Origin of the sequence: Pseudomonas fluorescens, from assembly GCF_902497875.1 — a bacterium.
Taxonomy (GTDB): Bacteria; Pseudomonadota; Gammaproteobacteria; order Pseudomonadales; family Pseudomonadaceae; genus Aquipseudomonas; species Aquipseudomonas fluorescens_BR.
In genome coordinates, this window is the sequence record NZ_CABVHY010000002.1 from 211,676 (window position 1) to 237,102 (window position 25,427).

Consider the following 25,427-nt stretch of genomic DNA (forward strand, 5'->3'; position numbering starts at 1 on the left):
TGCTAATACTATTGATTTAATCAGAGAGGGTAATTGCTATTACCACCCCCCTGCTGTCAGCGATTCAAACAGGGAGGAATCAGCATTGCAACGCCCTGCCGTCGGCGATCGAGACAGGGAAGGGGAAAAGGTGGAGAGTCGATCTGTAAGCCGGGTTCTGTCGAGGACAGTCATTCGTCTACGATGGCCATCACTGGACATCTTTAGCAACCTACCCGGTTCCAGCGCGGGCCACGCCTTGGAACCCTATTTGGTCTTGCTCCGAGTGGGGTTTACCTAGCCACGAACTGTTGCCAGTCGCGCGGTGCGCTCTTACCGCACCTTTTCACCCTTACCGGCACCGAAGTGCTTAGGCGGTTATTTTCTGTGGCACTTTCCGTAGGCTCACGCCTCCCAGGCATTACCTGGCACTCCGCCCTATGGAGCCCGGACTTTCCTCCCCCCTCTAATTTTCATAGAAGGCAGCGACTGTCCAATCGACTCTCCGCGGCGAAGATTAACGGCAGAGCCGCCGAAGAACAAGCGCTAAAAGCCGTTTGCCACTCTGTGGCCCGCAGGCTACTCGCCTTTCTGCTTATCCAGGGCAACCTGATACAAGACATTTTTCCGTTCCCCGGTAATTTCCGCCGCCAGGGCCGCAGCTCGTTTAAGCGGCATCTCCTTGAGCAGCAAATCGAGAATGCGCATCGCCTCGCTACTGACTGCCTCCTCGGTTTGCGGCGCGGACCAGCCAGCGACCAATACCACGCACTCGCCACGCTGCTGATTGCTGTCGCTCTCGACAAAAGCCCGCAGGTCCGCCAGCGGCAATCCCTTGAGCGTTTCGAAAGTCTTGGTCAACTCCCGGGCCAGCAAAGCCGGACGCTCTGCACCGAATACCAGCTCCAGATCCTGCAGGCATTCGAGAATCCGGTGCGGGGCCTCATAGAAAATCAGTGTGCGCGGCTCTTCCTTTAATAGTTCCAGACGAGCCCGACGCCCCACCGCCTTGGCCGGCAGAAAGCCTTCGAAGATAAAACGATCGGATGGCAAGCCCGCCGCGGACAAGGCCGCGATCAGCGCACAGGCCCCTGGAACCGGAACCACATTGATACCCGCGGCACGGGCCTGTCGCACCAGATGGTAGCCAGGATCGGAAATCAATGGGGTACCGGCGTCGGAGATCAGCGCCAAATTATCACCCGCCAGCAATCGGGTGATAAAACGGCTGCCTTCGTCGCGCTCATTGTGCTCATGGCAGGCTGCCAGCGGAGTTGAAATACCAAAGTGCTGCAACAAACGCAGGGAATGGCGCGTATCCTCGGCGGCGATCAGCGCCACCTCGCGCAGTATTTTCAGCGCCCGCGCACTGATGTCATCCAGGTTGCCAATGGGCGTCGCCACCACATAAAGCGAGCCAGCAGCGGAATTCAAAGCACCTGGAGCAGTCAAAGCGCACACCTCGTGATCGGTAAAAGGCGCCATTGTAGCGCGTAGAGCCCCTGCGGATACGCATGACAGACACCCTGTACCACCACGTTTTTCAGTCTTTTGCGATGCATCGCAACATTTGCACCAGCTAAATAGCCCGTTTGACGCCAGTAACATCGCGCCCCGGCCAGTGCTTGGGTACAATTCCACGCTAATTTGATCGAGTATCAGGAACACTACATGATCGCTTGCCTGCGGCTGTTCACTGCCCTCTGCCTCGCTGCCCTACTGGCGGCTTGCGCCAGCTCGCCCTCGTCCAGCCTTGGCGAACTTCCACGGACTCCGGATGCCAGTATCGAGCAACTGCTCGAACAGGCCGCCACCAGCAAAACGCCGGAGAAAGCGGCGTTGCTGCGTCTGAGCGCGGCGGACCTGGCCTATCGCCAGAACAATCCCGGCCAGGCCGCGCAGATCCTTGCGCAAGTCCCGATGGAACAACTCAAGCCCGGCCAACAGGTCTTCGCCAGTACCCTGGCGGCCGAACTGGCCATGGCGCGCAATCAGCCCAAGGCAGCGCTGAGCGCCCTGAGCCATCCGAGCCTGCAGCGTCTGGGTGAATTGCCTGAAGAGCAACAGATCCGCACCGGCACTGTTCACGCCCAGGCGCTTGAGGCCGATGGCCAGACCCTCGCCGCCGCTCGGGAGCGCATCTTCATTGCTCCACTGCTCAGCGGTGACGCCGCGAGCAAGAACCACGAAGCGATCTGGACATTGATTGCCTCCTTGCCGACCGACCAATTGCAACCCACCAGTGATGACAATCTCGGTGGCTGGCTGAGCCTGGCACTGGCGGTAAAAACCGCCGGCACCCTGGAGCAGCAACAGGCAGCTATCGACACCTGGCGCGCGCAGAACCCGAAACACCCGGCCGCCATGCAACTGCCGCTACCGCTGACCCAGCTCAAGCAACTGGCCAGCCAGCCGATTAGCAAGATCGCCTTGCTGCTGCCTCAGGAAGGTCCTTTGGCCGCGGTGGCCAGAGCCCTGCGTGAAGGCTTCATGGCGGCTCACTACCAGGCCCAGCAAGCCGGGCAGAAGCCACCCAGCATCGAGTTCTATGACAGCTCGCGCCTGACTTCCCTGGACGAGTTCTACCGCAAGGCCCAGGCCGATGGCGTGCAACTGGTGATCGGGCCGCTGGAAAAACCACTGGTCAAGCAACTCAGCGCTCGCCCGCAACTGCCGATTACCACCCTTGCCCTGAATTACAGCGAAGGCAACCAAGGCCCGGCGCAACTGTTTCAGTTCGGCCTTTCCGCCGAAGATGAAGCCCGCGAAGTGTCGCGCCGCGCCCGAGCCGACGGTCTGCAACGCGCCGCCGCCATGGTCCCCAAAGGCGAATGGGGCGATCGCGTACTCAAGGCCTTCCGCCAGGACTGGGAAGCCAACGGCGGCACCGTGATCGGTATCGAACGCGTGGACCAACCGGTGGCCCTGGCTCAGCAAATCGCCAATCTGTTCCAGCTGCGTCAGAGCGAAGGCCGCGCCAAAAGCCTGCAGAGCACAGTCGGCTCGCAAGTCGCCGCACAGCCTTCGCGCCGCCAGGACATCGAATTCCTGTTCCTCGCCGCGACCCCACAACAGGCGCAGCAGATCAAACCGACGCTGAATTTCCAGTACGCAGGCGATGTGCCGGTTTACGCCACCTCCCACGTGTTCAGCGCCAGCGGCGATCAAAACCAGTACAACGACATGAGTGGCGTGCGCTTCTGTGAAACGCCATGGCTGCTGGATCCCAACGATCCGCTGCGCAAACAAGTCACCGCGCAATGGCCACAAGCCGGCGGCAGCCTGGGACGCCTGTACGCCATGGGCGTCGATGCCTATCGCCTGGCACCGCGCCTGGGTCAACTCAAGGCCCTGCCAGACAGCCGCATCGAAGGTCTGTCGGGCAGCCTGAGCATGAGCCAGACCCAACGGATCCAGCGCCAACTGCCTTGGGCCGAGTTCGTCAGCGGCCAGGTCCAACGCCTGCCCGATACCCCGCGCTGATGCCTGACAGGTCACGCCAGCAAAGCGGTCGAGAGGCGGAAAGCCAAGCGCTCAAGCATCTCCAACAACAGGGTCTGCGCCTGCTGGCGCAGAACTGGTTGTGCAAACGCGGCGAGCTTGATCTGGTCATGCTTGACGGCGATACAGTAGTATTCGTCGAAGTCCGTTACCGACAACACACGCAATGGGGTGGCGCACTCGGCAGCATCGATGCACGCAAGCGCCAGAAGCTGGTGCTCGCCGCGCAGTATTTTCTGCAGCGCGAGTCACGCTGGGCCGATCACCCCTGCCGTTTCGATGTGGTCGCCATAGACAGCGCCATGGGCGCAGCACCTCATTTGAACTGGCTACGGAATGCCTTTGACAGTTGATCGAAGCGCTCGAGCCGAGCCGGACATTTTCACTCAACCATTTTGCTCTTTGCTTTGCGGGCTGCACTTTCATGTGCCGGAAAGCCGCGCCACTTAAGGTCACACAGATGGACATGCAATCCCGAATTCGCCAGCTTTTTCAGGCCAGCATCGATACCAAGCAACAGGCGATGGACGTACTTGCACCGCACATCGAGCAAGCCAGCCAAGTGATGGTCAATGCCCTGCTCAACGAAGGTAAAATGCTCTCGTGCGGTAACGGCGGCTCTGCCGGCGACGCACAGCATTTCTCCTCTGAGCTGCTCAACCGCTTCGAGCGCGAGCGCCCGAGCCTGCCAGCCATCGCACTGACCACCGACAGCTCGACGATCACCTCGATCGCCAACGACTACAGCTACAACGAAATCTTCTCGAAACAGATCCGCGCCCTCGGCCAGCCCGGCGATGTTTTGCTGGCGATTTCTACCAGCGGCAACTCGGCAAACATTATTCAAGCGATCCAGGCCGCACATGATCGCGAAATGATTGTCGTAGCATTGACTGGACGCGATGGCGGCGGCATGGCTTCGTTGCTGTTGCCCGAAGACGTCGAAATCCGCGTGCCGGCCAATGTCACTGCACGTATTCAGGAAGTCCACCTGCTGACGATCCATTGCCTTTGCGACTTGATCGACAGCCAACTGTTCGGGAGTGAAGAATGACCCCTAATCGCCTTGGTCTACTGGCCTTGACCTTAGCCTTGAGCATCAGCGGCTGCACCTCGGTAGTTACTGCCAGCCGCGAAAAACCCATTGATGACGACCGCGGCACCCGCACCTTCGGCAGCACCATCGATGATTCCCTGATCGAAACCAAGGCCGGCGTGAACATCTCCAAGGCCAATCCGGACCTGGACAAAAACTCGCACATCGTCATCACCAGCTTCAACGGCATCGTCCTGCTCGCCGGACAGACCCCGCGCGCCGACCTCAAGGCTCAGGCCGAACAGGTTGCCAGCGCTGTCCAGCGCGTGAAGAAGGTGCATAACGAACTGCAAGTCATCCAGCCCTCCTCGCTCCTGGCGCGGCAGAATGACACCTGGCTGACCACCAAGATCAAGACCCAGATGCTCGCCGACGCCAGCATCCCCGGCTCACGCATCAAGGTTGTAACCGAGAATGGCATCGTCTACCTGTTGGGGCTGGTGACCAAACAGGAAGCCGCCCAGGCCACCAGCCTGGTGCAGGGCGTTTCCGGCGTGCAGAAGATCGTCAAGCTGTTCGAGTACATCGACTGACACCTACGCAATAAAAATGTCGATCTGAGATGCACCTTGTAGGAGCTGCCGCAGGCTGCGATCTTTTGATCTTGATCTTGAAAAGCAACGTCAAAAGATCGCAGCCTTCGGCAGCTCCTACGTAATAAAAAAGGCGATCCTTGCGGATCGCCTTTTTTATTACTTCACCACTTTCAAACTCGGCCGGCCGCTTGGACGCGGTGGCTCGGTATCCGGTGGCGGAACGTCATCATCCGGCTCGACGTCTTCATCGTCGTCCATGGAAGACTCCAGATCGAAGACCATGCCCTGGCCATTCTCCCGAGCATAAATGCCGAGGATCGCAGCTATAGGCACGTACAGCGTATGCGGCACACCGCCGAAACGCCCTTCGAAGCTGACTGCATCGTTATCCATGTGCAAATGCCGCACTGCACTGGGCGATACGTTCAGGACAATCTGGCCGTCACTGGCAAAGCCCTGCGGCACCTGCACCGACGGGTACTCGGAATTGACCAGCATGTGCGGGGTGCAATCGTTATCCACAATCCACTCATAGAGCGCACGGACCAGATAAGGTCGACTGGAGTTCATAGCGGCTCCTTAAGCTTTTTAGCGCATATCGCGTTCGACACCAGACAGACTCGCCTGGAAAGCCTCACGCGCAAACTGGCGCTCCATATAATCAAGCAGCGGCTTGGCCGGCCGCGGCAATTCAATACCTAGAATCGGCAAACGCCAGAGTATTGGCAATAGGCAGCAATCGACCAGACTTTGTTCCTCACTGAGGAAAAATGGCTTGTCGGCGAACAGCGGCGAAACGCCGGTGAGGCTTTCACGCAGCTCTTTACGGGCCTGTACGCGAGCGGCTTCCTTGCTGCGCGAATCCAGAATCAGATCCACCAGCCCACACCAGTCACGCTGAATCCGATGGATCAGCAGACGGCTATTGGCACGCGCCACCGGATAAACCGGCAGCAAGGGCGGATGCGGGTAACGCTCATCCAGATATTCCATCACCACGGTTGACTCCCACAACGCCAGGTCACGATCGACCAGGGTGGGCAAGCTGCCGTAAGGGTTCACTTCGATCAGTTTCGGTGGATGACGACCCACTTCCACGCTGATGATCTCGGCGCTGACACCCTTCTCTGCGAGCACGATGCGTACTCGGTGGGAATAGTGGTCGGCGGGGTCGGAGTAACAGGCCAACCGATTGGTCACGCCCATGGCGGTCCTCCTCGCTTGTTGAAATTATCGGGAGCGGAAAAACGAGCGCGCCCAGAGGGCGCCTCCCGTAACGCCTGGAAATCCAGACTCGTTACACTTTCAGAGACACCCTTGGGCGCGCACGATTAACAGCAATTGCTTACAGCTTGATCAATGAACATCCTTCCAGTATTCGCGCTTGAGCAGATAAGCGAATACGAAGAAGAAGGCCAGGTACAGTAACACGTAGGTACCGATGCGCTGATGTTCCAGCTTCACCGGGTTGGCCGAGTAGGCCAGGAAGGTCACCAGATTCTTGACCTTCTCGTCGAACTGCTCTTCGTTCAGCGTGCCGGTTTTCGGCAACACGGTCATCTGATCGCAGGCTTCGTGAGTCAAAGCCGTGCCGGTCAGCGGATCGAATTGCTTCTTGCCGTCTTCGACGATTTGAACTTGTTTGCAGCCTATCACCTGACGACCTTGCAGGCCGACCAGAACGTTAGGCATACCGACGTTCGGGAATACCTTGTTGTTCACGCCATATGGACGAGACGGATCTTCGTAGAAAGACCGCAGGTAGCCATACAGCCAGTCCGTACCACGAACGCGAGCCACCAGGGTCAGGTCAGGCGGAGCCGCACCGAACCAGGTCTTGGCGTCGGCCGACTGCATGCCGATGTTCATGTGGTCGCCGATCTTGGCACCGGTGAACACCAGGTTCTTGAGCATCAGATCATGGGGAATGCCCAGATCGTCGGCAACGCGCTCATAGCGCTGGAACTTGGCGCTGTGGCAGCCCATGCAGTAGTTGGCGAACGTACGCGCGCCATCCTGCATCGCAGCCTTGTCGGAGACGTCGATATCGACCTTTTCCAACTCAGGAGCGCCAGCTGTCGACGCGAACGAGAACACAGGCATAGCAGCAAGAATCAGTACAGCAAATAGCTTTTTCATCAGCCAGTCACCCTTTCCGGAACCGGTTTGGTCTTCTCGAGCCTGGTGTAGAACGGCATCAGAATGAAGTAGGCGAAGTACAGGAAGGTACATACCTGCGACAGCAGCGTACGGCCCGGGGTTGGCGCCAGAACACCCAGCACACCCAGAATCACGAACGAGATGCAGAACACCCAGAGCCAGATCTTGCTCAGCCAGCCTTTGTAGCGCATGGATTTGACCGGGCTACGGTCAAGCCAAGGCAGGACGAACAGCACGGCGATCGCGCCACCCATGGCGATAACACCCATGAGCTTGTCCGGAATCGCACGCAGGATCGCGTAGAACGGTGTGAAGTACCAGACCGGTGCAATGTGCTCCGGGGTCTTGAAGGCGTTCGCCACTTCAAAGTTCGGCTTCTCGAGGAAGTAGCCGCCCATTTCCGGGAAGAAGAACACGATCGAGCAGAAGATGAACAGGAACACCACCACACCGACGATATCTTTCACGGTGTAGTACGGGTGGAAGGGAATGCCATCCAGCGGTACGCCGTTTTCGTCTTTGTGTTTCTTGATGTCCACGCCGTCCGGGTTGTTCGAACCGACTTCGTGCAGCGCCAGGACGTGCAGCACCACCAGGCCGAGAATCACGATCGGCAAGGCGACCACGTGCAAGGCGAAGAAGCGGTTCAGGGTAATACCCGAAATCAGGTAGTCACCACGAATCCACTGGGTCAGGTCGTCACCGATGAGCGGGATCGCACCGAACAGCGAGATGATCACCTGGGCACCCCAGTAGGACATCTGGCCCCACGGTAGCAGGTAGCCCATGAAGGCTTCCGCCATCAATGCCAGGTAGATCAGCATGCCGAACACCCACACCAACTCGCGCGGCTTCTGGTACGAACCGTAGAGCAAGCCACGGAACATGTGCAGATAGACCACGACGAAGAACGCCGAGGCGCCGGTGGAGTGCAGAAGACGCAGGATCGAGCCGTACTCGACGTCGCGCATGATGTATTCGACGGAAGCGAAAGCCTCCTCCGCCGACGGGGTGTAGCTCATGGTCAGCCAGACACCGGTAACGATCTGGTTAACCAGCACCAGCAGTGCCAGGGAGCCAAAGAAATAGAAGAAGTTGAAGTTCTTCGGGGCGTAGTACTTGCTGAGATGGTCTTCCCACATCTTGGTGGCGGGAAAGCGCGCATCAACCCAATCCATGAACTTGCTCATCACGCTTTCTCCGTATCGACGCCAACGACAATAATGTCGTCCGACTCATAGGAATGCGGGGGAACTGGCAGGTTCAAAGGCGCAGGTTGCGACTTGTAGACGCGGCCAGCCAGATCGTAGTGGGAACCGTGGCAAGGGCAGAAATAGCCACCTACCCAGTCCGCGCCCAGATCCACAGGGGCCACTTCTGGACGGAAGGTCGGCGAACAGCCCAGGTGTGTGCAAATTCCGATCAGCAGCAGAATTTCTGGTTTGATCGAACGCACTACCGGGTCGACATAAGTCGGTTGGTCCGAGTTCTTGGAGTCAGGGTCAGCAAGCTTCCCCTCGATCTTTTTAAGATTCCCCAGGATTTCCTCCGTACGGCGGACAATGAACACCGGCTGACCGCGCCACTCAGCAATCATCTGCTGGCCTGGCTCAATCTTGCTGACATTCACCTTCACCGGTGCACCTGCGGCTTTCGCCTTGGCACTGGGAAACCATGACCCCACGAACGGGACCGCAGCCCCCACCGCTCCTGCAGCACCCACCACGGATGTGGCTGCTACCAAGAAGCGACGCCGGCCTGCATTCACGCCGTCATTGCTCATTCAGTCCTCTCCCATCAGCTTTGTGGCCTGTTAAATCAGGCATCTACTAAGTAAAAATCTGAACTTATAAAAATTTTGCCGAATGGTAATGAAAAGCCCCTATTCTGACAAGGTAATTACCAGAGCACTCCAGCGCGAAGCCTTGTAACGCAAGGGGGCTGCGGATGTGGCAAGTTGTCACATCTAAAACTGTCGCCCATAAAAAACGCCCAGCTCCGTGAGGAACTGGGCGCTTTTGAACGCAAAAGCGAATTAACGCTTCGAGTACTGCGGACGCTTACGCGCTTTACGCAGACCAACTTTCTTACGTTCAACTTCACGTGCATCACGAGTAACGAAGCCAGCTTTGCGCAGAGCACCGCGCAGAGTTTCGTCGTACTGCATCAGAGCGCGAGTGATACCGTGGCGGATTGCGCCAGCTTGACCACTTACACCACCACCGATCACGGTGACGTAGATGTCGAATTTCTCGACAGTCTCAGTCAATTCCAGCGGCTGGCGAACTACCATGCGGGCAGTTTCGCGACCGAAGAAATTTTCCAGGGTGCGGTTGTTGATGGAGATGTTACCAGTGCCCGGACGCAGGAAAACGCGTGCGGTTGCAGTCTTGCGACGGCCAGTGCCGTAATTTTGAGTCGCCGACATAATGAACTATTCCGTTAAAACTTCAGTTCTTGGGGCTGCTGAGCAGTATGAGGGTGTACAGCGCCCGCATAGACTTTCAGCTTACGGTACATGTCGCGACCCAGCGGGTTCTTAGGCAGCATGCCTTTAACCGCGGTCTCGATCACGCGTTCAGGAGCTTTGGCGATCAGCTTTTCGAAGTTGATCGACTTAATCCCGCCCGGGAAACCGGAGTGAGAGTAGTACATTTTGTCAGTGAACTTGGCGCCAGTGACACGTACTTGCTCAGCGTTGATCACGACGATGTAGTCACCGGTGTCAACGTGCGGAGTGTACTCAGGCTTGTGCTTGCCACGCAGGCGGCTCGCGATTTCGGTGGCCAGACGACCCAGGGTCTGACCAGCAGCGTCGACGATGAACCAGTCGCGCTTTACTGTTTCCGGTTTAGCAGTAAAAGTTTTCATTCTTTATAGCCTCAGGGGCCGCCCTGATAAATTAGACGGCGGATCTTACTGAATAGTGCGTACTTTGACAAGTCAAAGGCAGCCGGATACAGACGCTATCGGGGGCTCGGGTCAGCGCGTCCGTTCAACGGCAAGATTCTTCGGCAGGCGGCGCATCACTTCCACTGCAGAAAGAGGTGCGCAATTATGCAGATTGCGAAAATTTTTTCAACCTGCTTTTATGAATGTTTTGCCAAGGGAGCACCCGATGGACTATCGCCAGCTAGGCAGAACCGACCTGAATGTGAGCGCCATCTGCCTCGGGACCATGACCTGGGGCGAGCAAAACAGCGAGCCAGAGGCCTTCACCCAGATCGAACGAGCCAAGAGCGCCGGGATCAATTTCATCGACACCGCCGAGATGTACCCGGTGCCGCCTAAAGCCGAAACCTACGCCAGCACCGAACGTTATCTCGGAAACTGGTTCAAGACCCGTGGTGATCGCGCCGACTGGGTACTGGCAAGCAAGATCGCCGGCCCCGGCAACACCATCGACTACATTCGCGATGGCCAGCTCAAGCATAACCGCAAGCACATCGTCGAAGCACTGGACGCCAGCCTCAAGCGCTTGCAGACCGACTGGATCGACCTGTACCAATTGCACTGGCCGGAGCGCAGCACCAACTTCTTCGGTCAGCTCGGCTACACGCACAAGGCCGGTGAGGACTTCACGCCACTGGAAGAAACCCTCGAGGCACTGGACGAGCAGGTCAAGGCCGGCAAGATCCGCCATATTGGCCTGTCCAACGAAACCCCGTGGGGCACCATGAAGTTCCTCGCGCTGGCCGAAAGCCGCGGCTGGCCAAGGGCGGTGTCGATCCAGAACCCCTACAACCTGCTCAACCGCAGTTTCGAGGTCGGCCTGGCGGAAATTGCCATCCGCGAACAGTGCGGCTTGCTGGCTTACTCGCCGCTGGCGTTCGGTTTTCTCTCAGGCAAGTACGAAGGTGGGGCTCGCCCGGCCAAAGGCCGCCTGAGTCTCTACAGCCGCTTCAGCCGCTATTTCAACCCACAGTCGGAAGCTGCGTGCAGTCGTTACGTTGCATTGGCACGCGAGCACGGTCTGGATCCGGCGCAAATGGCCCTGGCCTATGTGACGCAGCAGCCATTCGTAACCAGCAACATCATTGGCGCCACGACTCTCGAACAACTTGAGAGCAATCTGGCGAGCTTCGAGCTGAAGCTGCCGGATGAAGTGCTGGCGGGGATCGAGGCGATTCACAAGGATCACCCGAATCCGGCGCCTTGATTGATTCATAGACCCAATCGCGAGCAAGCTCGCTCCCACAGGGATTCTGTGCCGATCACAAAATTGTGCTCAGCCGCTGATCCATTGTGGGAGCGAGCTTGCTCCGGGCGGCGTTCCGACGATGACGGCATAGGATTCACCGCTGATTTAGAGCGACCGCGCAATAATCTCCTTCATGATCTCGTTGGTCCCCGCATAGATCCGCTGCACCCGCGCATCGGCCCAGGCGCGGGCGATTGGGTATTCCCACATGAAGCCGTAGCCGCCATGCAACTGCACGCACTCGTCGAGCACCCTGCACTGCAGGTCGGTGCCCCAGTACTTGGCCATCGCCGCCGTCGGCACGTCCAGCTTGCCTTGCAGATGCAACTCCAGGCAGCGATCGACAAACACCCGGCCGATCTGAATTTCCGTGGCCATTTCGGCCAGCTTGAAGCGGGTGTTCTGGAAGTCGGCGATCGCCTTGCCGAACGCCTTGCGTTCGCGGGTGTACTCCAGCGTCCACTGCAACGCCGCCTCGGCCGACGCCAAGCCGCCTACCGCGACCGTCAGGCGCTCCTGGGGCAACTCCTGCATCAGGTAGGCAAAGCCCATCCCAGCCTGCCCCAGCAGGCTCTCCTTGGGCACACGGACGTCCTGGAAGAACAGCTCGGAAGTGTCCTGGGCCTTCATCCCGACCTTTTCCAGACGCTTGCCCTTGGAGAAACCCGGCGTGTCTGCCTCCACCAGGAACAGGCTGGTGCCCTTGGCGCCGGCTTTCGGGTCGGTCTTGGCCACGACAATCACCAGATCGGCGAGAAAACCGTTGGTAATGAAGGTTTTCGAGCCATTGATCACGTACTCGTCACCGTCCAGCACCGCCGTGGTTTTCACCCCTTGCAAGTCGGAACCGGCGCCCGGCTCGGTCATCGCGATGGCCGTGACCATCTCGCCGGAGACCAGTTTCGGCAGGTACTTGTGCTTCAGCGCTTCACTGCCGTAATGCAGGATGTAGGGCGCGACGATGTCCGAGTGCAGCGAAAAACCGATACCGGTCAAGCCGAGACGCCCGACCTCCTCGATCACCACTGCGCTGTAGAGAAAGTCCGCCCCGAGGCCACCGTATTCTTCCGGCAGATGCGAGCAGAGCATCCCCGCCTCCCCCGCCTTGTTCCACAGTTTGCGGTCGATGTACCCCTGCTTTTCCCATTGTCCATGGAACGGCACGGCCTCTTTTTCAAGGAACGTGCGCACGCTGTCGCGAAAGAGCTCGTGCTCGGAACTGAACAAGGTTCTGGGGATCATGCGGGCACCTGTAATTATTGTTAGTGGGATGGACCCGCAAAGACTAAGCCTGCGATCCGATACAGGACACTGGACACATGCGACAAAAAATAAGACGATCCAGCCGTTTGGTGACCACTTTCCCCTATAAGAATAATTGAATTATGTCTATCCAGCTCTCCACGCCCTTGCGGCGCGTCAGCATCCTGGCTATCGACCGGGTTTTCGCTTCTACCCTGATGCAGGCCAAGGATTTCTTTCATCTGGCCAGCCTGCGTTATGGCAAACAACTCGGTCACGGCCTGACTCCGGCCTTCGAAACCCGTCTGGTCAGCCCTGACGGAAAACCGGTGTGCAGTTTCAGTGATGTGATCCTGCCAGTGGATGGCGGCCTGGAAGATACCGACGTGATCATCCTCCCGGCCTTCTGGGACGATTTCGAAACCCTCTGCCAGCGCTATCCACAAGTATTGCCTTGGCTGCGCGAGCAACATAAACGCGGCGCGGTGCTCTGCGGCGAAGCCACCGGGGTGTTCTGGCTCGCTGAAGCCGGCCTGCTCGACGGCAAGGAAGCGACCACCTACTGGCGCTTCTTCAATGCCTTCAGCGAACGCTACCCCAAGGTCCAGCTCAACCAGGACAAACACCTGACCGACGCCGACAACCTGTACTGCGCCGGCGGCACCACCTCGGCCTGCGACCTCTACATCTACCTGATCGAGCGTTTCTGCGGCGCCAACGTTGCCCAGGCAGTGGCCCGCGACATCCTCTACGAGGTGCAGCGCAGCTACGCGCCCGGTCGCATCGGCTTCGGCGGGCAGAAACTGCACCAGGACGTAATCATCCTGCAGATCCAGCACTGGCTCGAAGAACACTTCGCCGACAAATTCCGCTTCGAGGACGTCGCCCGCGAACACGGCATGAGCATCCGCAACTTCATGCGCCGCTTCCAGACCGCCACCGGTGACAAGCCGCTGCACTACCTGCAACGCCTGCGCATCGAAACCGCCAAGGGCCTGCTTTCCGCCAGCCGCAAAAGCATCAAGACCATCAGCTATGAAGTCGGTTATGACGATGCGAGCTTCTTCGCTCGGCTGTTCCGCCAGCACACAGAGTTGTCGCCGAATCAGTATCGGCAGCAGTTTCAGCAGGCGGCGTAAGAAAGCGCAGTCGCACCACCACGCTTCTTCGGCGCATAGGAGATCGATGAAGATCGCAGCCTGCGGCAGCTCCTACGCGGTGTACGAACATGACCCTGTAGGAGCTGCCGTAGGCTGCGATCTTTTGATCTTCAGCACAAAAAAAGGGCCTGCAACGCAGGCCCTTTTTAATTTCCGAAATATCCTACGGCTTGTGCGCCCGCGACAGGAACTCGTGGGACTGCATTTCCAGCAGACGGCTGAGGGTGCGCTGGAATTCGAAGTTCAGACGACCGCCGGTGTAGAGGTCTTTGAGCTCGACTTCAGCGGAGATGATCAGCTTGACGTTTCGGTCGTAGAACTCGTCGACCATGTTGATGAAGCGTCGGGCGATGTCGTCGGTGGTGACGGTCATCTGTACGACGTCGCTGATCAACACGGCATGGAAAATCTTGCCGAGCTCGATGTAGTCATTCTGGCTGCGCGGGCCGTCGCAGAGTTCGCGGAAGTCGAACCAGGCCACGTCTTCGCAGGTGCGCAGGGCACGGATTTCACGGTTCTCGATCATCAGCACGTCGTTTTCGACAGCCAGTGTGCAATCCGGTGTCAGGGCCTGGAAGCTCTTGCGCAGGCTTTCGTTGGCCGCGGCGTCCAGCGGGAAGTGGAACAGTTCAGCCTGCTCCAGGTGGCGCAGACGATAATCGACGCCGCTGTCGACGTTGACGATGTCGGTATTCTGTTTGATCAGGGCGATAGCCGGCAGGAAGCGCGCACGTTGCAGGCCATCCTTGTACAGACCGTCCGGGACGATGTTCGAGGTCGCGACCAGAGTCACGCCATTCTTGAACAGCTCTTCCATCAGCGTGCCGAGGATCATCGCGTCGGTAATGTCGGAGACGAAGAACTCATCGAAACAGATCACCCGCGCTTCGTCGGAGAAACGCTTGGCGATGATGGTCAGCGGGTTTTTCTCGCCTGGCAGAGTCTTCATCTCTTCGTGCACGCGCTTCATGAAGCGGTGGAAGTGAGTGCGGACCTTTTCCTTGAACGGCAGGGCTTCGAAGAAGGTGTCGACCAGGTAGGTCTTGCCGCGGCCAACGCCGCCCCAGAAGTACAGACCCTTGACCGGTGCCTGCTCTTTCTTGCCAAACAGCTTGCCGAACAGGCCCGGCTTACTCTGCGAGGCTGCGACCAGATCGTCGTACAAGCGCTGTAAATGACGCACGGCAGTTTCCTGGGCGGCGTCATGGAAGAATTCCGGGCGTTTCAGATCAGCTTGATATCGTTCTAGGGGCGTCATAATTCGTTAGCAAGGCAACAAAAACGGGCCGTCACTGTAGCGACGGCCCTCGAGAATGGCAATCAACCCTTGGTCGGGTTGGTCCCGAATCAGTCCTGCGAAGGGCTCAGAGCCACCCGCAAAGCCTCGATGGCGGCATCCCGCGCAGCGCTGTCAGCGAAGGCCGGACTGTCCGCCACGCACTCACCTTCCACCCAGACGCTGAAACTCAGGTCTTCGCTGCGCAGATCCAGGTCCTTGCCCGCTTGCAGCTGCTTGCTCACCGCACCGGCGGTTTTACCGTCGGGGAAGTTGCGAGAGAGCAGCAATTGCTCGCCATCAGCCGCCAGCAGACGGAAGCGGAAGCTGCCGTCGTCTTCACGGAAGCTGACAAAACGCGGGGCTTTCGCGGCTTTCTTCTTGGTGGTCGTGGTGGTTTGCGCCTGATTGACGAAAGAACGCAGGCCGACGGCTTCACGCAGTTCGTGGAGGAACGGTGTGGCGACACTGCGCGCTTTCTTCGCGCCGGCCCGGAGGATGTCTTCCAGGTCCGCCGGACGCTCGAGCAGCTTGATATAACGTTCGCGGGACTCGCCCAGTTCGTTGTCCAGCAACTGGAACAGGCGATTCTTGGCTTCGCCCCAACCCAGACCCTGCAGCAGTTCGCTGCGGAATTCATCGGCCTGCGCCGGCGTGGCAAAGGCCTGGAACAGGGTAAACAGGTGCGAGTTGTCCGGATCCTTGGCCTCGCCGGGGGCGCGGGAGTCAGTGACGATCCGCGAGATGGCGTCTTTCATTTCCTTGGCGCTGCTGAACAACGGAATAGTGTTGTCATAGCTTTTCGACATCTTCCGCCCGTCGAGGCCCGGCAGCGTCGCGACGCTTTCTTCGATCAGCGCTTCGGGCATGGTGAAGAATTCCTTGCCCTGGCCGAACAAGTGGTTGAAGCGCTGGCCGATGTCGCGGGCCATTTCCACGTGCTGGATCTGATCGCGACCGACCGGAACCTTGTGCGCGTTGAACATCAGAATGTCCGCAGCCATCAACACCGGGTAGCTGTACAGGCCCATGGTGATGCCGGCATCCGGGTCTTCACCGGTTTCGACGTTCTTGTCCACCGAGGCCTTGTAGGCATGGGCACGGTTGAGCAGGCCCTTGGCCGCTACGCAGGTCAGCAGCCAGGTCAGCTCAGGGATTTCCGGGATATCGGACTGGCGATAGAAGGTCACCCGATCCACGTCCAGACCACCGGCCAGCCAGGTCGCGGCGATTTCCAGACGCGAGCGCTGGATGCGCAGCGGGTCATCGCACTTGATCAGGGCGTGGTAGTCGGCCAGAAAGTAGAAGGAATCGGCATTGCTGTCACGGCTGGCGAGGATCGCCGGACGGATGGCCCCGGCATAGTTGCCCAGGTGCGGTGTGCCGGTGGTGGTGATGCCGGTGAGAATTCGCGTACGAGTAGTCATGGGTAATCGCTTATCAGACTGCAATCAATTCGAAAGGCGCGGCAGGATCAGATCTTTGAGTTCCGTCAGCTTGCCGTGAAAAAAGTGTCCGCATTCTGCCACTTTCAGCAGCTCATGGGGGCGATCGAGGGCTGCGGACCAGTCGTAGACGGCTTGCGGGTCGATGACTTCGTCGGTTTCCGGCTGAATCAGGGTCAGCGGGCAGTTTTTCGGCAACAGGTCCTGATCACCCAGGCGCATGACCGCAGCCGCGACCATGAATAAGTGAGCAAGTGTTTCGCCCTTGGCTTCCAGGCGACCACCCAGGCTCGCCGCGACGAAACCGCCAAAGGAGAAACCGAACAGGGTGATTGGCAACTCAGGGTGTTTGGCACGCAACCATTGGGCCGCAGCCTGGGCATCATCGACTTCACCGGTGCCCATATCGTGACTGCCGGCACTGGCGCCAACCCCGCGATAGTTGAAGCGCAAGGTGATCAAGCCGGCGTCCCGCGCTGTGCGCTGAAGGGTCGACACGACTTTATTGAGCATGGTCCCACCCTGCACCGGATTGGGGTGACAGATCAGCGCCAGGCCACGGGCGTCGGGCAGATCCAGGTACAAGGCTTCCAATTGGCCAACCGGGCCATCGATAAATACTGGGGTTTCACGCATAAGCAAGGAAGGAACTCCGTGACCTCGAATTGGGTCGACTCGTCTAGCTAAAAGTCTGCGCCTGGCATGATTGCGATCTCGTCGCGGTATACAGCGCAGGTCCGAGCCGTTAACGTAAAGCAAAGCCGTTTATAGAGGAAGGACTCGTGGAACACTCGCTCTTAGTTTGGCTGTTGCCGACTCTTGCCCTGGTTGCTGGTGTCGCCATTGGATTCCTGATCGCCCGCCTGCTGCCGAATGCCGCGCCTAACCGCACGCAACGTCAGCTGGATGATATTCAGGAACGTTTTGACAGTTATCAGAATGAAGTGGTCACCCACTTCAACAGCACGGCGTCTTTGGTGCAGAAACTCACTCAAAGCTATCAGGATGTGCAAGATCATCTCGCCGAGGGCGCCAACCGTCTGGCCCTCGACGAACTGACTCGCCAACGCCTGCTGGCCGCACTGCACGCCGATTCCGTGCAGGCTCCACGGGAACGCCTGACGCCACCGCGCAGTCAGGAACCGCCGAAAGATTACGCGCCAAAAACGCCGAATGCACCCGGCATGCTCGATGAGCACTATGGCCTGAAGAAATAACCGTACTTTTCGAACGACACTAAAAAGCCCGGCCGATCATTGATCGGCCGGGCTTTTTTACGCCTGCGGTTGAGCCGGGCTTACTGGTATTGCTGGCCAGGAATCGCCTTGAGATTGACCTCGACCCGACGGTTTTGCGCGCGGCCATTGACGTCGCCGTTGCTGGCGACAGGATTATCCGGACCGGCACCGCGGGAAGTCAGGTTCGCACCGCTGACGCCCTGGGAGGTCAGGTAAGTCGCCACGCTCTGGGCCCGACGCTGGGACAGGTCCATGTTGTGCTGACGGCTGCCGGTGCTGTCGGTGTAGCCGACGATTTCGATCTGGTTCTGGTTGAACTCCTTGAGGGAGCCCGCCAGGTTGTTCAGCGGCTGATAGAAGCCTGAGGCGATATTCGCCGAATCGGTGGCGAACGTGATGTTGCCCGGCATGATCAGCTTGATCTGATCGCCCTGACGCTGCACTTCAACCCCGGTATTGGCCATGCTCTCACGCAGTTTCTTTTCCTGCTGGTCGGCGTAGTAGCCATAACCGGCGGCGGAAGCACCGACCACTGCGGCGCCAATCAGCGCACCCTTGCCACGGTTGTCGTGGCTAATGGCGGCACCGGCCAGCGCCCCGGCCAACGCACCCAGCCCACCGTACTTGGCGGTCTTGCTCATGCCCGTGGAGCTGTCGGCCTGACCCTGGTTGTCATACGGGTTCTGCGAAGCGCAGCCAGACAGCAAAGCCACGGCAGTAGCGACAATAATCAAACGACGCGAGGTGAACATGGAAAGCTCCTACTTTTTTTGCATTCTGTGGTGCAGCGGACGCTGGCAATAGACCTTAGCTGGCGTTGGAACACGACTGACGGTAAAAATTCCATCGGCTCCTCCAGGCAAATCCATCAGGCCCGCACAAACGGGTTTTCGCGCATTTCATCGCCCAGACGGGTGTCGGGGCCATGCCCGGTGATCACGGTGGCGTCTTCATCGAGGGTGTACAGGCGCTGTTTGATCGAGCGCACGATGGTCGCCTGGTCGCCGCCCCACAAATCCGTGCGCCCTACCCCGCGACGAAACAGTGTGTCACCGGCAATCAGCAGCTTAGCCTCGGAAAACCAGAAGCTCATAGACCCTGGTGTATGTCCGGGTGTGTGCAACGCCACCCCACAGCCGCAGGCCAGTTCTTCGTCATCGGCCAACCAGCGATCCGGAGGCGGCACTGGCGTATAGGGCACGCCGAACGTGCGGCATTGCATCTCCAGGTTGTCCCAGAGGAACTGATCCTCCTTATGCAGGTGCAGCGTGGCGCCGGTTTTTTCCTTCATCTGGCCAGACGCCAGGAAATGATCGAGATGGGCGTGGGTGTGAATGATGCTCACCACCTTCAGGCCCAAGGCATCGAGCCGCGCCAGGATCAACTCATGATTGCCACCCGGATCGACGACGATGGCCTTTTTCGTGATCGGATCGCCGATGATCGTGCAGTTGCACTGCAACGGGCCGACGGGGAAGGTTTCGCGGATAAGGGCGGGCTGTTGGGACATCGGGGCGTGCTCGGAAATCAGTGATGGGCGATTCTGGCACAAAACATGAGCTGGCTGATCCAGAGTCTTCGCGAGCAAGCAAACGTCGCCCGGTCTTTCCCACAAGGTCAAGTAGTGTCCTTGTGGGAACGGGTTAGCCCGTGAAGACTTTTCGTTGAAGCCCGGTCCCGACAAAGTTGAGTTCAATCTCGAAACAACAGGAAATCATCCAGGCAAATTGACGCGCCCTGGTTCCGAGCAGCCGATTTAAAGTATGAAAAACGTGAAGCTGCCATGGGTGGCCAGGGTGATGTACCGATGACGCAGCGCTATCCTAAACCGTGGCAGAGCTATCAGGAGCAGCTTGAACTGCCAATGGTTCGTGGCATGGTAGTGACCGATCAACCCAAAGCCCTGGAGTATCTGGAGCGCATCGGCTACTACCGTCTCAGCGGCTATTGGTTTGCCTTTCGCGAGCGCACTGAACTCTGTTGCCCGCTCTATCATCAGGGTAATCAAAAACTATCCAGGACCAAGCCTACTCGCCTTCCCCTGGACAATTTCAAGCTGGGGACGACATTCCAGAATGCGGTCGACCTATACGTGTTCGATAAGAAGTTGCGCCTGCTGGCTGCGCAGCCTGAACTATCTACGCAACGTGTGCGCCCATCACAGTCGCCTGTGGAACCGAAACATCGTCGACCAACCGAAACTGCCACCAGTACAGCAGGCCCCCTCACTGTTCGCCTTCCACGATGACGCCCAACGCCGGGCTCGTCCGTTCATGCTTTTGTGTATTACCCAACATCTGATGAAGGTCACCAACCCATCATCAAGTTGGGGGAAACGCTTGAAGGCACTGCTGGAAAATGAATTCCTGAATCTGACCCATCTGGATCTCAGCCTGGACGGAATGGGAACCGACCAGGACTGGCAAAAACGAGACTGGTAGCAAGGGAGAAAGCCAGGCAATAAAAAACCCCTGAGCAATCTCAGCGCCGTAGCGCATCAATCGACAGGGGCCGTGTTGCGATTAATTATATGGGTTGAGGGCCTCTCGTCAACTACCGGCAGGTACCGAAGGCCTATGATTCCGCCCCCTTCAACGCAACTCGTTACACATCGGCTCAGAGGCCTCACGCATGTTCTTTTTCGTGACTGCCAGCTAGTCCAATACTAGTGGTCTATGGTGCCTGTTCCGCCGTCTTCGCGGGCAAGCCCGCTCCCACAGGTTATGCGCCCCACCCACCCCTTCAAGTCTAAACATACAAGAGAGGCTTGCCCGCGAATGGGTTCAATGCTCCTCCCCCATCTCTTCATGCAACAGCCCGAACATCTCCCGTTTCATCTCGATAAACGACCGCTCCATGACCATGTCCAGGGTCCGTGGCCGGTCGATGGGCACATCCAGAATCTTTTTTATCCGCCCGGGCCTGGCGCCCATGACGTAGACGCGGTCACCGAGGAGGATGGCTTGGTCGATGTCACGGGTGACAAACAGCACGGTTTTCTTGCTGTTGCCCCAGACCCGCAAGAGCAATTGCTGCATTTGCAGGCGGGTCTGGCTGTCGAGGGCGCCGAAGGGTTCGTCCATCAGCAGGATTTGTGGGTCGTTGGCCAGGGCCCGGGCGATGGCGATGGCGACGCGTTGCATCATGCCGCCGGAGAGTTGTTTGGCAAAGTTGTCGGCAAACGGGATTATTGTCGGGAGCAGTTGACGGCGAAGTCTGAGAGATCTCGGTGATTTCCTGTGGGGCTGTGTTCAACCCAACACCCCCAACTCCTTCGCCCGCGCCACGGCCTGGGTCCGGCGTCCGACGCCGAGTTTGCTGTTGATATGGCTAGCGTGGGTTTTTACCGTGTGCAGGGAAATGAACAGCCGGTCGCTGATTTCCTGGTTCGAGCACCCTTGGGCGATCAATTGCAGAACCGCCAGTTCACGAGCACTGAGGTTTTCCATGTGATGCTGCGGTTCGATCGGCTCACGGGCCACAGCTACCGGTAAACGTTCAAGCAGACTTTTACGCAATGCCGGTTGCGGGCACTGCGGGAGTTGTTCTCGCAGCCAGTCTGGATGCCCGCTCAGCAACCACTCGAAAGGTTGCAGGGCACCCCCCGACGCCGCTTCAAACGCCTGAATCAGGGCCTGCCGCGCTTCAGGCTCGCGCCCGCTGCCGAGCAGCAACGCCACCTTCTGATTCAACGCCATCACACTGAGTATCAGCCGGCCGGTTTGCCGTCCGTGCTCGACCAGTTTATTCAATCGTTGCTCAGCAACCGCAGGCTGCCCCTGGATCACCTCGAGTAACGCCTGTTGCAGTTCGATGTGCAGCGGCAGTTGCGGATGGAACTCCGGAGGCGCGGCCGCCTGTTCACCGTTATAGGTCTGCCCCAACCGCGCCAGCCAGGCTTCGGCCAGATCGGTACGGCCCTGGGCCAGCCACAGCTGGCATTTCACCAGGGTAATCATCGCCAGGTAGTAGATCGGCGGCACGTCCCAGATATGCATCAGCCGTTCGGCCTCGGCCAGTTCGGCGAAAGCCCTGGCGAAGTGACCGTTGTTGCCTTCCAGCGTGGCGATCGCGCAATGGCCGATCAACACGCTGATATCCCGACAGGCTCGCGCTTCGATCAGGCCCGCCTGCAATCGGGCCAGACCGGCTTCGGGCTGGGAAAGCAGCGTCAGCAAAAACCCTTCGTACAGGGTCAGGCGCGCACGCACCGCATACAACCGCAGGGCGGACAACCCCTGCAGACGCTGCAAACCCTGGCGCACTTCATCGAGCGCGCGGAGGATTTCCCCACGGGCATGCAGCACCCGCGCCCGATCGGAATGGGCCAAGGCTTCGAACAGCGGGTTGCCGACCCGTTGCGCCAACTCCAGAGACTCACGGTTCAAGCCTCGGGCACGCCACAGGTCGGCGTCGGCAATCGCCAGATTGGAGAGGGTCGAAAGACACATCAAACGCTGGCCGTAACGCTTCTGCGGCAGGCTTTCCAGTGCTTCGGTGCAATAAAGCCGGGTCAACTCGCGGTTGCCGCGACCACGGGCGATGATTCCGCTCAGTGCCAGCCATTGCGCCAGCATGGATTTCTGCGCGGTCTCCGAAGGCGCCGGCAGGAAGCGACTCAAATGGCTAGCCAGTTCCTCGGCTGCGTCCAGCTGACAGGCCAATCCCAGCGCCCAGCTGTAGAGCACGATCAACCGTGGCGTGCTGATCAGCAGGCTGTCGGGCAAGTCCATTTTCCAGCGCAGCAGCATGCCGACGTTTTGTTCGGCCAACAGCTGCTCTTCGGAAAGGTTCTGCACCAGATTCGCCGCGACATCCAGATGCCCGGCACGCAACGCCTGCTCCACCGCTTCGTCGAGCAGGCCCTGGGCATTGAACCAGCGACAGGCCCGCAGGTGCAGGCTGGCCGCCGGCAATACCGCATTGGCCGTGGGACGGGTCCGCAGCAGGTCGGAAAACAGGTGGTGATAACGGTACCAATGGCCCTGGTCATCCAGGGGCACCAGGAACACCTGATGGGCCTGCAGGTAACGGAGAATTTCGGCGCTGTCGTGGGCTTCGCGCACGGCGTCGCACAACTCGCTGCAAAAACGCTCCTGGGGCGCGGTGTCATACAGGAATGACTGCACTTCGACGGGCAGGCAATCGATCACCTCTTCAAGCAGATAATCGCGAATCAACCCTTCGCCGCCGTGCAACACCTGGGGCAATGCACCGTCATTGCCTGCTTCGGAGGCCGCCAGCAGCCAGAAGCGCAATCCGGCGACCCAGCCTTCACTGCGCTGGATCAGGCTTTCCAGGGCTTCACCACGCAACGAACTGCTGTGCCGGTCGAGCAAGGCCAGGGATTCGTCGTGGGTCAGGCGCAGGTCTTGCTCATTCAGTTCAAGCAACTGCCGGGACAACCGCAGCCGCGCCAGGTGCCAGTCCGGTCGCTGCCGGCTGGTGACCAGTACCAGCAAGCCATCGGGCAAATGATTGAGGAAAAATTGCAGGCAGCGATCGAGCACCGCGCCTTGGGCCAAGTGATAGTCATCCAGCACCAGCAATAATGGATTGCTCGGCACGAGGTGATCGGCCAGCTCATCGAGCAGCCCATCGAGCCATTCTTCGAAGGCGAACGGCTGGTGCCGCTGACGCATTTTCAGCAGGCCGAGGGCCTGGCTGCCCAGACGCGGGAAATAGTGTTGAAGACCATCGAGCAGACGTTCGAGGAAGCGCCCGGGATCGTTGTCGCGGGGACTCAGGCCCAGCCAGAGACTTCGCCAGTGAGCCGGCAGGCCCTGACAGAACTCCACCGCCAGCGAGCTTTTACCAAACCCGGCCGGAGCGCTGACCAACAGCAAACGCCCGCTCAAGCCGGCACTCAGGCGCTCGCACAAGCGAGGCCGCAGTACATAGCCGTCAGGCAAGGGTGGACGGTAAAAGCGCCCTTCCAGTGCTGGAACAGCAACGCCGGATGGCCCTTGTGTACGGGACAGGTCAGTCATAGCCAACTCTTGTTAATTGCTGTTGTCGGCATTGCAGATGTCCGCAGACTAGCGGTAAAAGGCCTGATGTTGAAGGTTATTGCTACAAATTGATGGAAAAAGACTGCGACCAGAATTGTCAGTCCAGTTTTGCCGGCGGGTGGTTTTTTGCGCCCAAAAGAAAACGCCCCGAACCGGTCGGGGCGTTCAGAGGTTGCGGCCTCTGTCTTACTGCCTGTTAGCGAACACCTTCCTGACGCAGTGCGGCAGGGGTGAAATCACTGGTGGTCGCGGTGAAGCCGAAGTCATATGCCTGTTTCTCTTCGTTCTTCATGCCCAGTGCCAGGTAACGGCCGGACTGCAGGTCGTAGAGGGTTTCCACGGTGTACCACGGCACCTGAACGTTGTAATAGTTCTGGGAGTGAGCTTCAGCCACACGCCAGAGTTGACCACGACCGTCGTAGTGATCGATCACCGCGGCTTGCCAGGTGTCTTCGTCGATGTAGAAGTCACGCTTGGCATAGATGTGACGCTGACCTTCCTTCAAGGTCGCAACCACATGCCAGACCCGGCGCAACTCGTAACGAGTCAGGTCCTGGTTGATGTGGCCGGCCTTGATGATGTCGGCGTACTTGAGCTGCGGCGAATCGAGCTTGTAGCTGTCGGAAGCAATGTAGATCTCTTTCTTGCCTTCGAGCTTCCAGTCGTAACGATCCGGCGCACCGTTGTACATGTCCAGGTTGTCGGAAGTACGCAGGCCGTCGGCTGCGGTACCCGGACCGTCATAGGACACTTGTGGCGCACGGCGAACGCGACGCTGACCGGCGTTGTAGACCCACGCCGAACGCGGTTCCTTCACCTGATCGAGGGTTTCGTGCACCAGCAGCACACCACCGGCCAGACGTGCCGGCGCGGTCACTTTCTGCTTGAAGTAGAACAGGATGTTGCCCGGGTTTGCTGGATCGTAGTCCTTCATCTTGTCGCGGAACACGAACTGATCCTGGAAGTACACCAGGCTGTACGAGCCGTTCGGCTGTGGCGTGGCCTGGGTCACCAGACGGGTCACGCTGCCGCCGCGATAGCGGGTGATGTGGTTCCAGACCACCTCGACGCCGCTTTTTGGAATCGGGAAAGGCACGGCGGTCTCGAAGTTTTCCAGACCGTTGCCGCCAGACACCAGATTGGTCGTGGTGGCGTTCTTCTTGATGGAGGCGAACACCGCATCCGGCACGGTCGCACTGCGATGGGACGGATAGACCGGCATCTTGAAGGTTTCCGGGTAACGCTTGAACATCGCGTACTGGCCCGGGGCAAGTTTGTCCTTGTACTGATCGACATTCTGCGCGGTGATGGTGAACAGTGGTTTTTCACTGGCGAAAGGGTCGGACAGGAAGCCTTTGCTGTCGACGTTGCCGGCGTTCTTGGCCATGGGTTTCCAGGCTGGAATCGAGCCGTCGGCATTGCCTGCCATTTCTGCGCCCATCGGCGTCAGGCTTTTGCCCAGCTTGTCCGCTTCAGCCGCAGGTACCGCTGCGATGACGCTGGTCGCCAGCAGGGAAAGCCCAAGGACACCGACGTGCAACAGACTCTTGGTTATTTTCATATTCTTGTTCGTCCTGAAGAT

The 25,427-nt window shown here is 58.8% G+C and carries 24 protein-coding genes, 1 other RNA gene and 2 pseudogenes; 9 read left to right on the forward strand and 18 right to left on the reverse strand.

All coding sequences use genetic code 11. From position 1 onward, the window contains the following. Nucleotides 1–130: 130 nt before the first annotated feature. Together rnpB and rsmI are read right to left on the reverse strand one after the other, a co-directional pair. An RNA gene (rnpB, locus tag F8N85_RS02455) (RNase P RNA component class A) lies at nt 131–484 on the reverse strand. Between the two features lie 74 nt (nt 485–558). Further along, nucleotides 559–1,464, reverse strand: coding sequence for a 16S rRNA (cytidine(1402)-2'-O)-methyltransferase (rsmI, locus tag F8N85_RS02460; RefSeq protein ID WP_191636098.1), 906 nt, complete (start codon nt 1,462–1,464; stop codon nt 559–561). Between the two features lie 186 nt (nt 1,465–1,650). On the opposite strand from rsmI, the gene F8N85_RS02465 reads away from it, so the two are divergent. From F8N85_RS02465 to F8N85_RS02480, 4 genes are all read left to right on the forward strand, one after another. Further along, on the forward strand, nt 1,651–3,462 hold the full coding sequence (locus F8N85_RS02465) for a penicillin-binding protein activator (RefSeq protein ID WP_150802095.1): 1,812 nt from the start codon (nt 1,651–1,653) through the stop codon (nt 3,460–3,462). Beyond that, a complete protein-coding gene (locus tag F8N85_RS02470; RefSeq protein WP_150802096.1) occupies nt 3,462–3,833 on the forward strand; it encodes a YraN family protein in 372 nt (123 codons plus the stop codon). The genes F8N85_RS02465 and F8N85_RS02470 overlap by 1 nt, the downstream gene beginning before the upstream one ends. 107 nt (nt 3,834–3,940) lie before the next feature. Further along, nucleotides 3,941–4,534 carry a phosphoheptose isomerase gene (locus F8N85_RS02475; RefSeq protein ID WP_003171862.1) on the forward strand — a complete coding sequence of 198 codons (594 nt, stop codon included), beginning with the start codon at nt 3,941–3,943 and terminating at the stop codon, nt 4,532–4,534. After that, nucleotides 4,531–5,109, forward strand: a complete 579-nt coding sequence (locus F8N85_RS02480) for a BON domain-containing protein (protein ID WP_150802097.1) — start codon at nt 4,531–4,533, stop codon at nt 5,107–5,109. The genes F8N85_RS02475 and F8N85_RS02480 overlap by 4 nt, the downstream gene beginning before the upstream one ends. A gap of 159 nt (nt 5,110–5,268) precedes the next feature. Here the strand turns inward: F8N85_RS02480 and F8N85_RS02490 are convergent, their stop codons facing one another. The 7 genes from F8N85_RS02490 to rplM form a co-directional block, all read right to left on the reverse strand. Further along, complete coding sequence (locus tag F8N85_RS02490; protein WP_150802098.1) at nt 5,269–5,682, reverse strand: ClpXP protease specificity-enhancing factor; 414 nt, start codon at nt 5,680–5,682, stop codon at nt 5,269–5,271. 18 nt (nt 5,683–5,700) lie between these two features. Beyond that, nucleotides 5,701–6,318, reverse strand: coding sequence for a glutathione S-transferase N-terminal domain-containing protein (locus tag F8N85_RS02495; RefSeq protein ID WP_003216049.1), 618 nt, complete (start codon nt 6,316–6,318; stop codon nt 5,701–5,703). 150 nt (nt 6,319–6,468) lie between these two features. After that, a complete protein-coding gene (locus tag F8N85_RS02500) occupies nt 6,469–7,251 on the reverse strand; it encodes a cytochrome c1 (RefSeq protein ID WP_150802099.1) in 783 nt (260 codons plus the stop codon). Beyond that, the gene (locus tag F8N85_RS02505; RefSeq protein WP_150641866.1) at nt 7,251–8,462 is read right to left on the reverse strand and encodes a cytochrome b; all 1,212 of its coding nucleotides are present in this window, start codon (nt 8,460–8,462) and stop codon (nt 7,251–7,253) included. Before F8N85_RS02505 ends, F8N85_RS02500 begins: the two co-directional genes overlap by 1 nt. Then, nucleotides 8,462–9,055, reverse strand: a complete 594-nt coding sequence (petA, locus tag F8N85_RS02510) for a ubiquinol-cytochrome c reductase iron-sulfur subunit (protein ID WP_150802100.1) — start codon at nt 9,053–9,055, stop codon at nt 8,462–8,464. Before petA ends, F8N85_RS02505 begins: the two co-directional genes overlap by 1 nt. A 252-nt stretch (nt 9,056–9,307) precedes the next feature. Next, entirely contained in the window at nt 9,308–9,700 is a 393-nt protein-coding gene (rpsI, locus tag F8N85_RS02515; protein WP_003216038.1) for a 30S ribosomal protein S9, read from the reverse strand. A gap of 14 nt (nt 9,701–9,714) precedes the next feature. After that, nucleotides 9,715–10,143 carry a 50S ribosomal protein L13 gene (rplM, locus tag F8N85_RS02520; protein ID WP_150641864.1) on the reverse strand — a complete coding sequence of 143 codons (429 nt, stop codon included), beginning with the start codon at nt 10,141–10,143 and terminating at the stop codon, nt 9,715–9,717. Nucleotides 10,144–10,390: 247 nt separating this feature from the next. On the opposite strand from rplM, the gene F8N85_RS02525 reads away from it, so the two are divergent. Further along, complete coding sequence (locus F8N85_RS02525; protein WP_150802101.1) at nt 10,391–11,431, forward strand: NADP(H)-dependent aldo-keto reductase; 1,041 nt, start codon at nt 10,391–10,393, stop codon at nt 11,429–11,431. 147 nt (nt 11,432–11,578) lie between these two features. Here F8N85_RS02525 and F8N85_RS02530 read toward each other — a convergent pair whose 3' ends face one another. Next, nucleotides 11,579–12,715, reverse strand: coding sequence for an acyl-CoA dehydrogenase family protein (locus F8N85_RS02530; RefSeq protein WP_150802102.1), 1,137 nt, complete (start codon nt 12,713–12,715; stop codon nt 11,579–11,581). Nucleotides 12,716–12,957: 242 nt separating this feature from the next. Between F8N85_RS02530 and F8N85_RS02535 the strand changes: the two genes are divergently transcribed. Next, nucleotides 12,958–13,854: a GlxA family transcriptional regulator gene (locus tag F8N85_RS02535; RefSeq protein WP_191636099.1), complete on the forward strand. Its 897-nt coding sequence runs from the start codon at nt 12,958–12,960 to the stop codon at nt 13,852–13,854. Between the two features lie 184 nt (nt 13,855–14,038). Here the strand turns inward: F8N85_RS02535 and zapE are convergent, their stop codons facing one another. The 3 genes from zapE to F8N85_RS02550 all read right to left on the reverse strand — a co-directional run bounded on the left by zapE (nt 14,039) and on the right by F8N85_RS02550 (nt 17,232). Next, the gene (zapE, locus tag F8N85_RS02540) at nt 14,039–15,133 is read right to left on the reverse strand and encodes a cell division protein ZapE (protein WP_150802104.1); all 1,095 of its coding nucleotides are present in this window, start codon (nt 15,131–15,133) and stop codon (nt 14,039–14,041) included. 89 nt (nt 15,134–15,222) lie between these two features. Beyond that, complete coding sequence (locus F8N85_RS02545; RefSeq protein ID WP_150802105.1) at nt 15,223–16,578, reverse strand: tryptophan--tRNA ligase; 1,356 nt, start codon at nt 16,576–16,578, stop codon at nt 15,223–15,225. Between the two features lie 24 nt (nt 16,579–16,602). After that, complete coding sequence (locus F8N85_RS02550; RefSeq protein ID WP_191636095.1) at nt 16,603–17,232, reverse strand: alpha/beta hydrolase; 630 nt, start codon at nt 17,230–17,232, stop codon at nt 16,603–16,605. Between the two features lie 146 nt (nt 17,233–17,378). On the opposite strand from F8N85_RS02550, the gene F8N85_RS02555 reads away from it, so the two are divergent. Then, complete coding sequence (locus tag F8N85_RS02555) at nt 17,379–17,813, forward strand: YhcB family protein (protein ID WP_150802107.1); 435 nt, start codon at nt 17,379–17,381, stop codon at nt 17,811–17,813. 80 nt (nt 17,814–17,893) lie between these two features. Here the strand turns inward: F8N85_RS02555 and F8N85_RS02560 are convergent, their stop codons facing one another. Together F8N85_RS02560 and F8N85_RS02565 are read right to left on the reverse strand one after the other, a co-directional pair. Beyond that, a complete protein-coding gene (locus F8N85_RS02560; protein ID WP_150802108.1) occupies nt 17,894–18,586 on the reverse strand; it encodes an OmpA family protein in 693 nt (230 codons plus the stop codon). Between the two features lie 116 nt (nt 18,587–18,702). Next, nucleotides 18,703–19,344, reverse strand: coding sequence for an MBL fold metallo-hydrolase (locus F8N85_RS02565; RefSeq protein ID WP_150802109.1), 642 nt, complete (start codon nt 19,342–19,344; stop codon nt 18,703–18,705). Nucleotides 19,345–19,710: 366 nt separating this feature from the next. Between F8N85_RS02565 and F8N85_RS35395 the strand changes: the two are divergent. After that, nucleotides 19,711–19,812: pseudogene (locus F8N85_RS35395) on the forward strand (Abi family protein); the annotation flags it as partial. Nucleotides 19,813–19,909: 97 nt separating this feature from the next. Next, nucleotides 19,910–20,275: an Abi family protein gene (locus F8N85_RS35400; protein ID WP_263596365.1), complete on the forward strand. Its 366-nt coding sequence runs from the start codon at nt 19,910–19,912 to the stop codon at nt 20,273–20,275. Nucleotides 20,276–20,617: 342 nt separating this feature from the next. Here F8N85_RS35400 and F8N85_RS02575 read toward each other — a convergent pair. The 3 genes and pseudogenes from F8N85_RS02575 to F8N85_RS02585 form a co-directional block, all read right to left on the reverse strand. After that, nucleotides 20,618–21,016, reverse strand: a pseudogene (locus tag F8N85_RS02575) (ABC transporter ATP-binding protein); the annotation flags it as partial. Nucleotides 21,017–21,085: 69 nt separating this feature from the next. Continuing rightward, the gene (locus tag F8N85_RS02580) at nt 21,086–23,824 is read right to left on the reverse strand and encodes a LuxR C-terminal-related transcriptional regulator (protein ID WP_150802110.1); all 2,739 of its coding nucleotides are present in this window, start codon (nt 23,822–23,824) and stop codon (nt 21,086–21,088) included. Nucleotides 23,825–24,041: 217 nt separating this feature from the next. Further along, complete coding sequence (locus F8N85_RS02585; RefSeq protein ID WP_150802111.1) at nt 24,042–25,406, reverse strand: DUF1329 domain-containing protein; 1,365 nt, start codon at nt 25,404–25,406, stop codon at nt 24,042–24,044. Between the last annotated feature and the right edge of the window lie 21 nt (nt 25,407–25,427).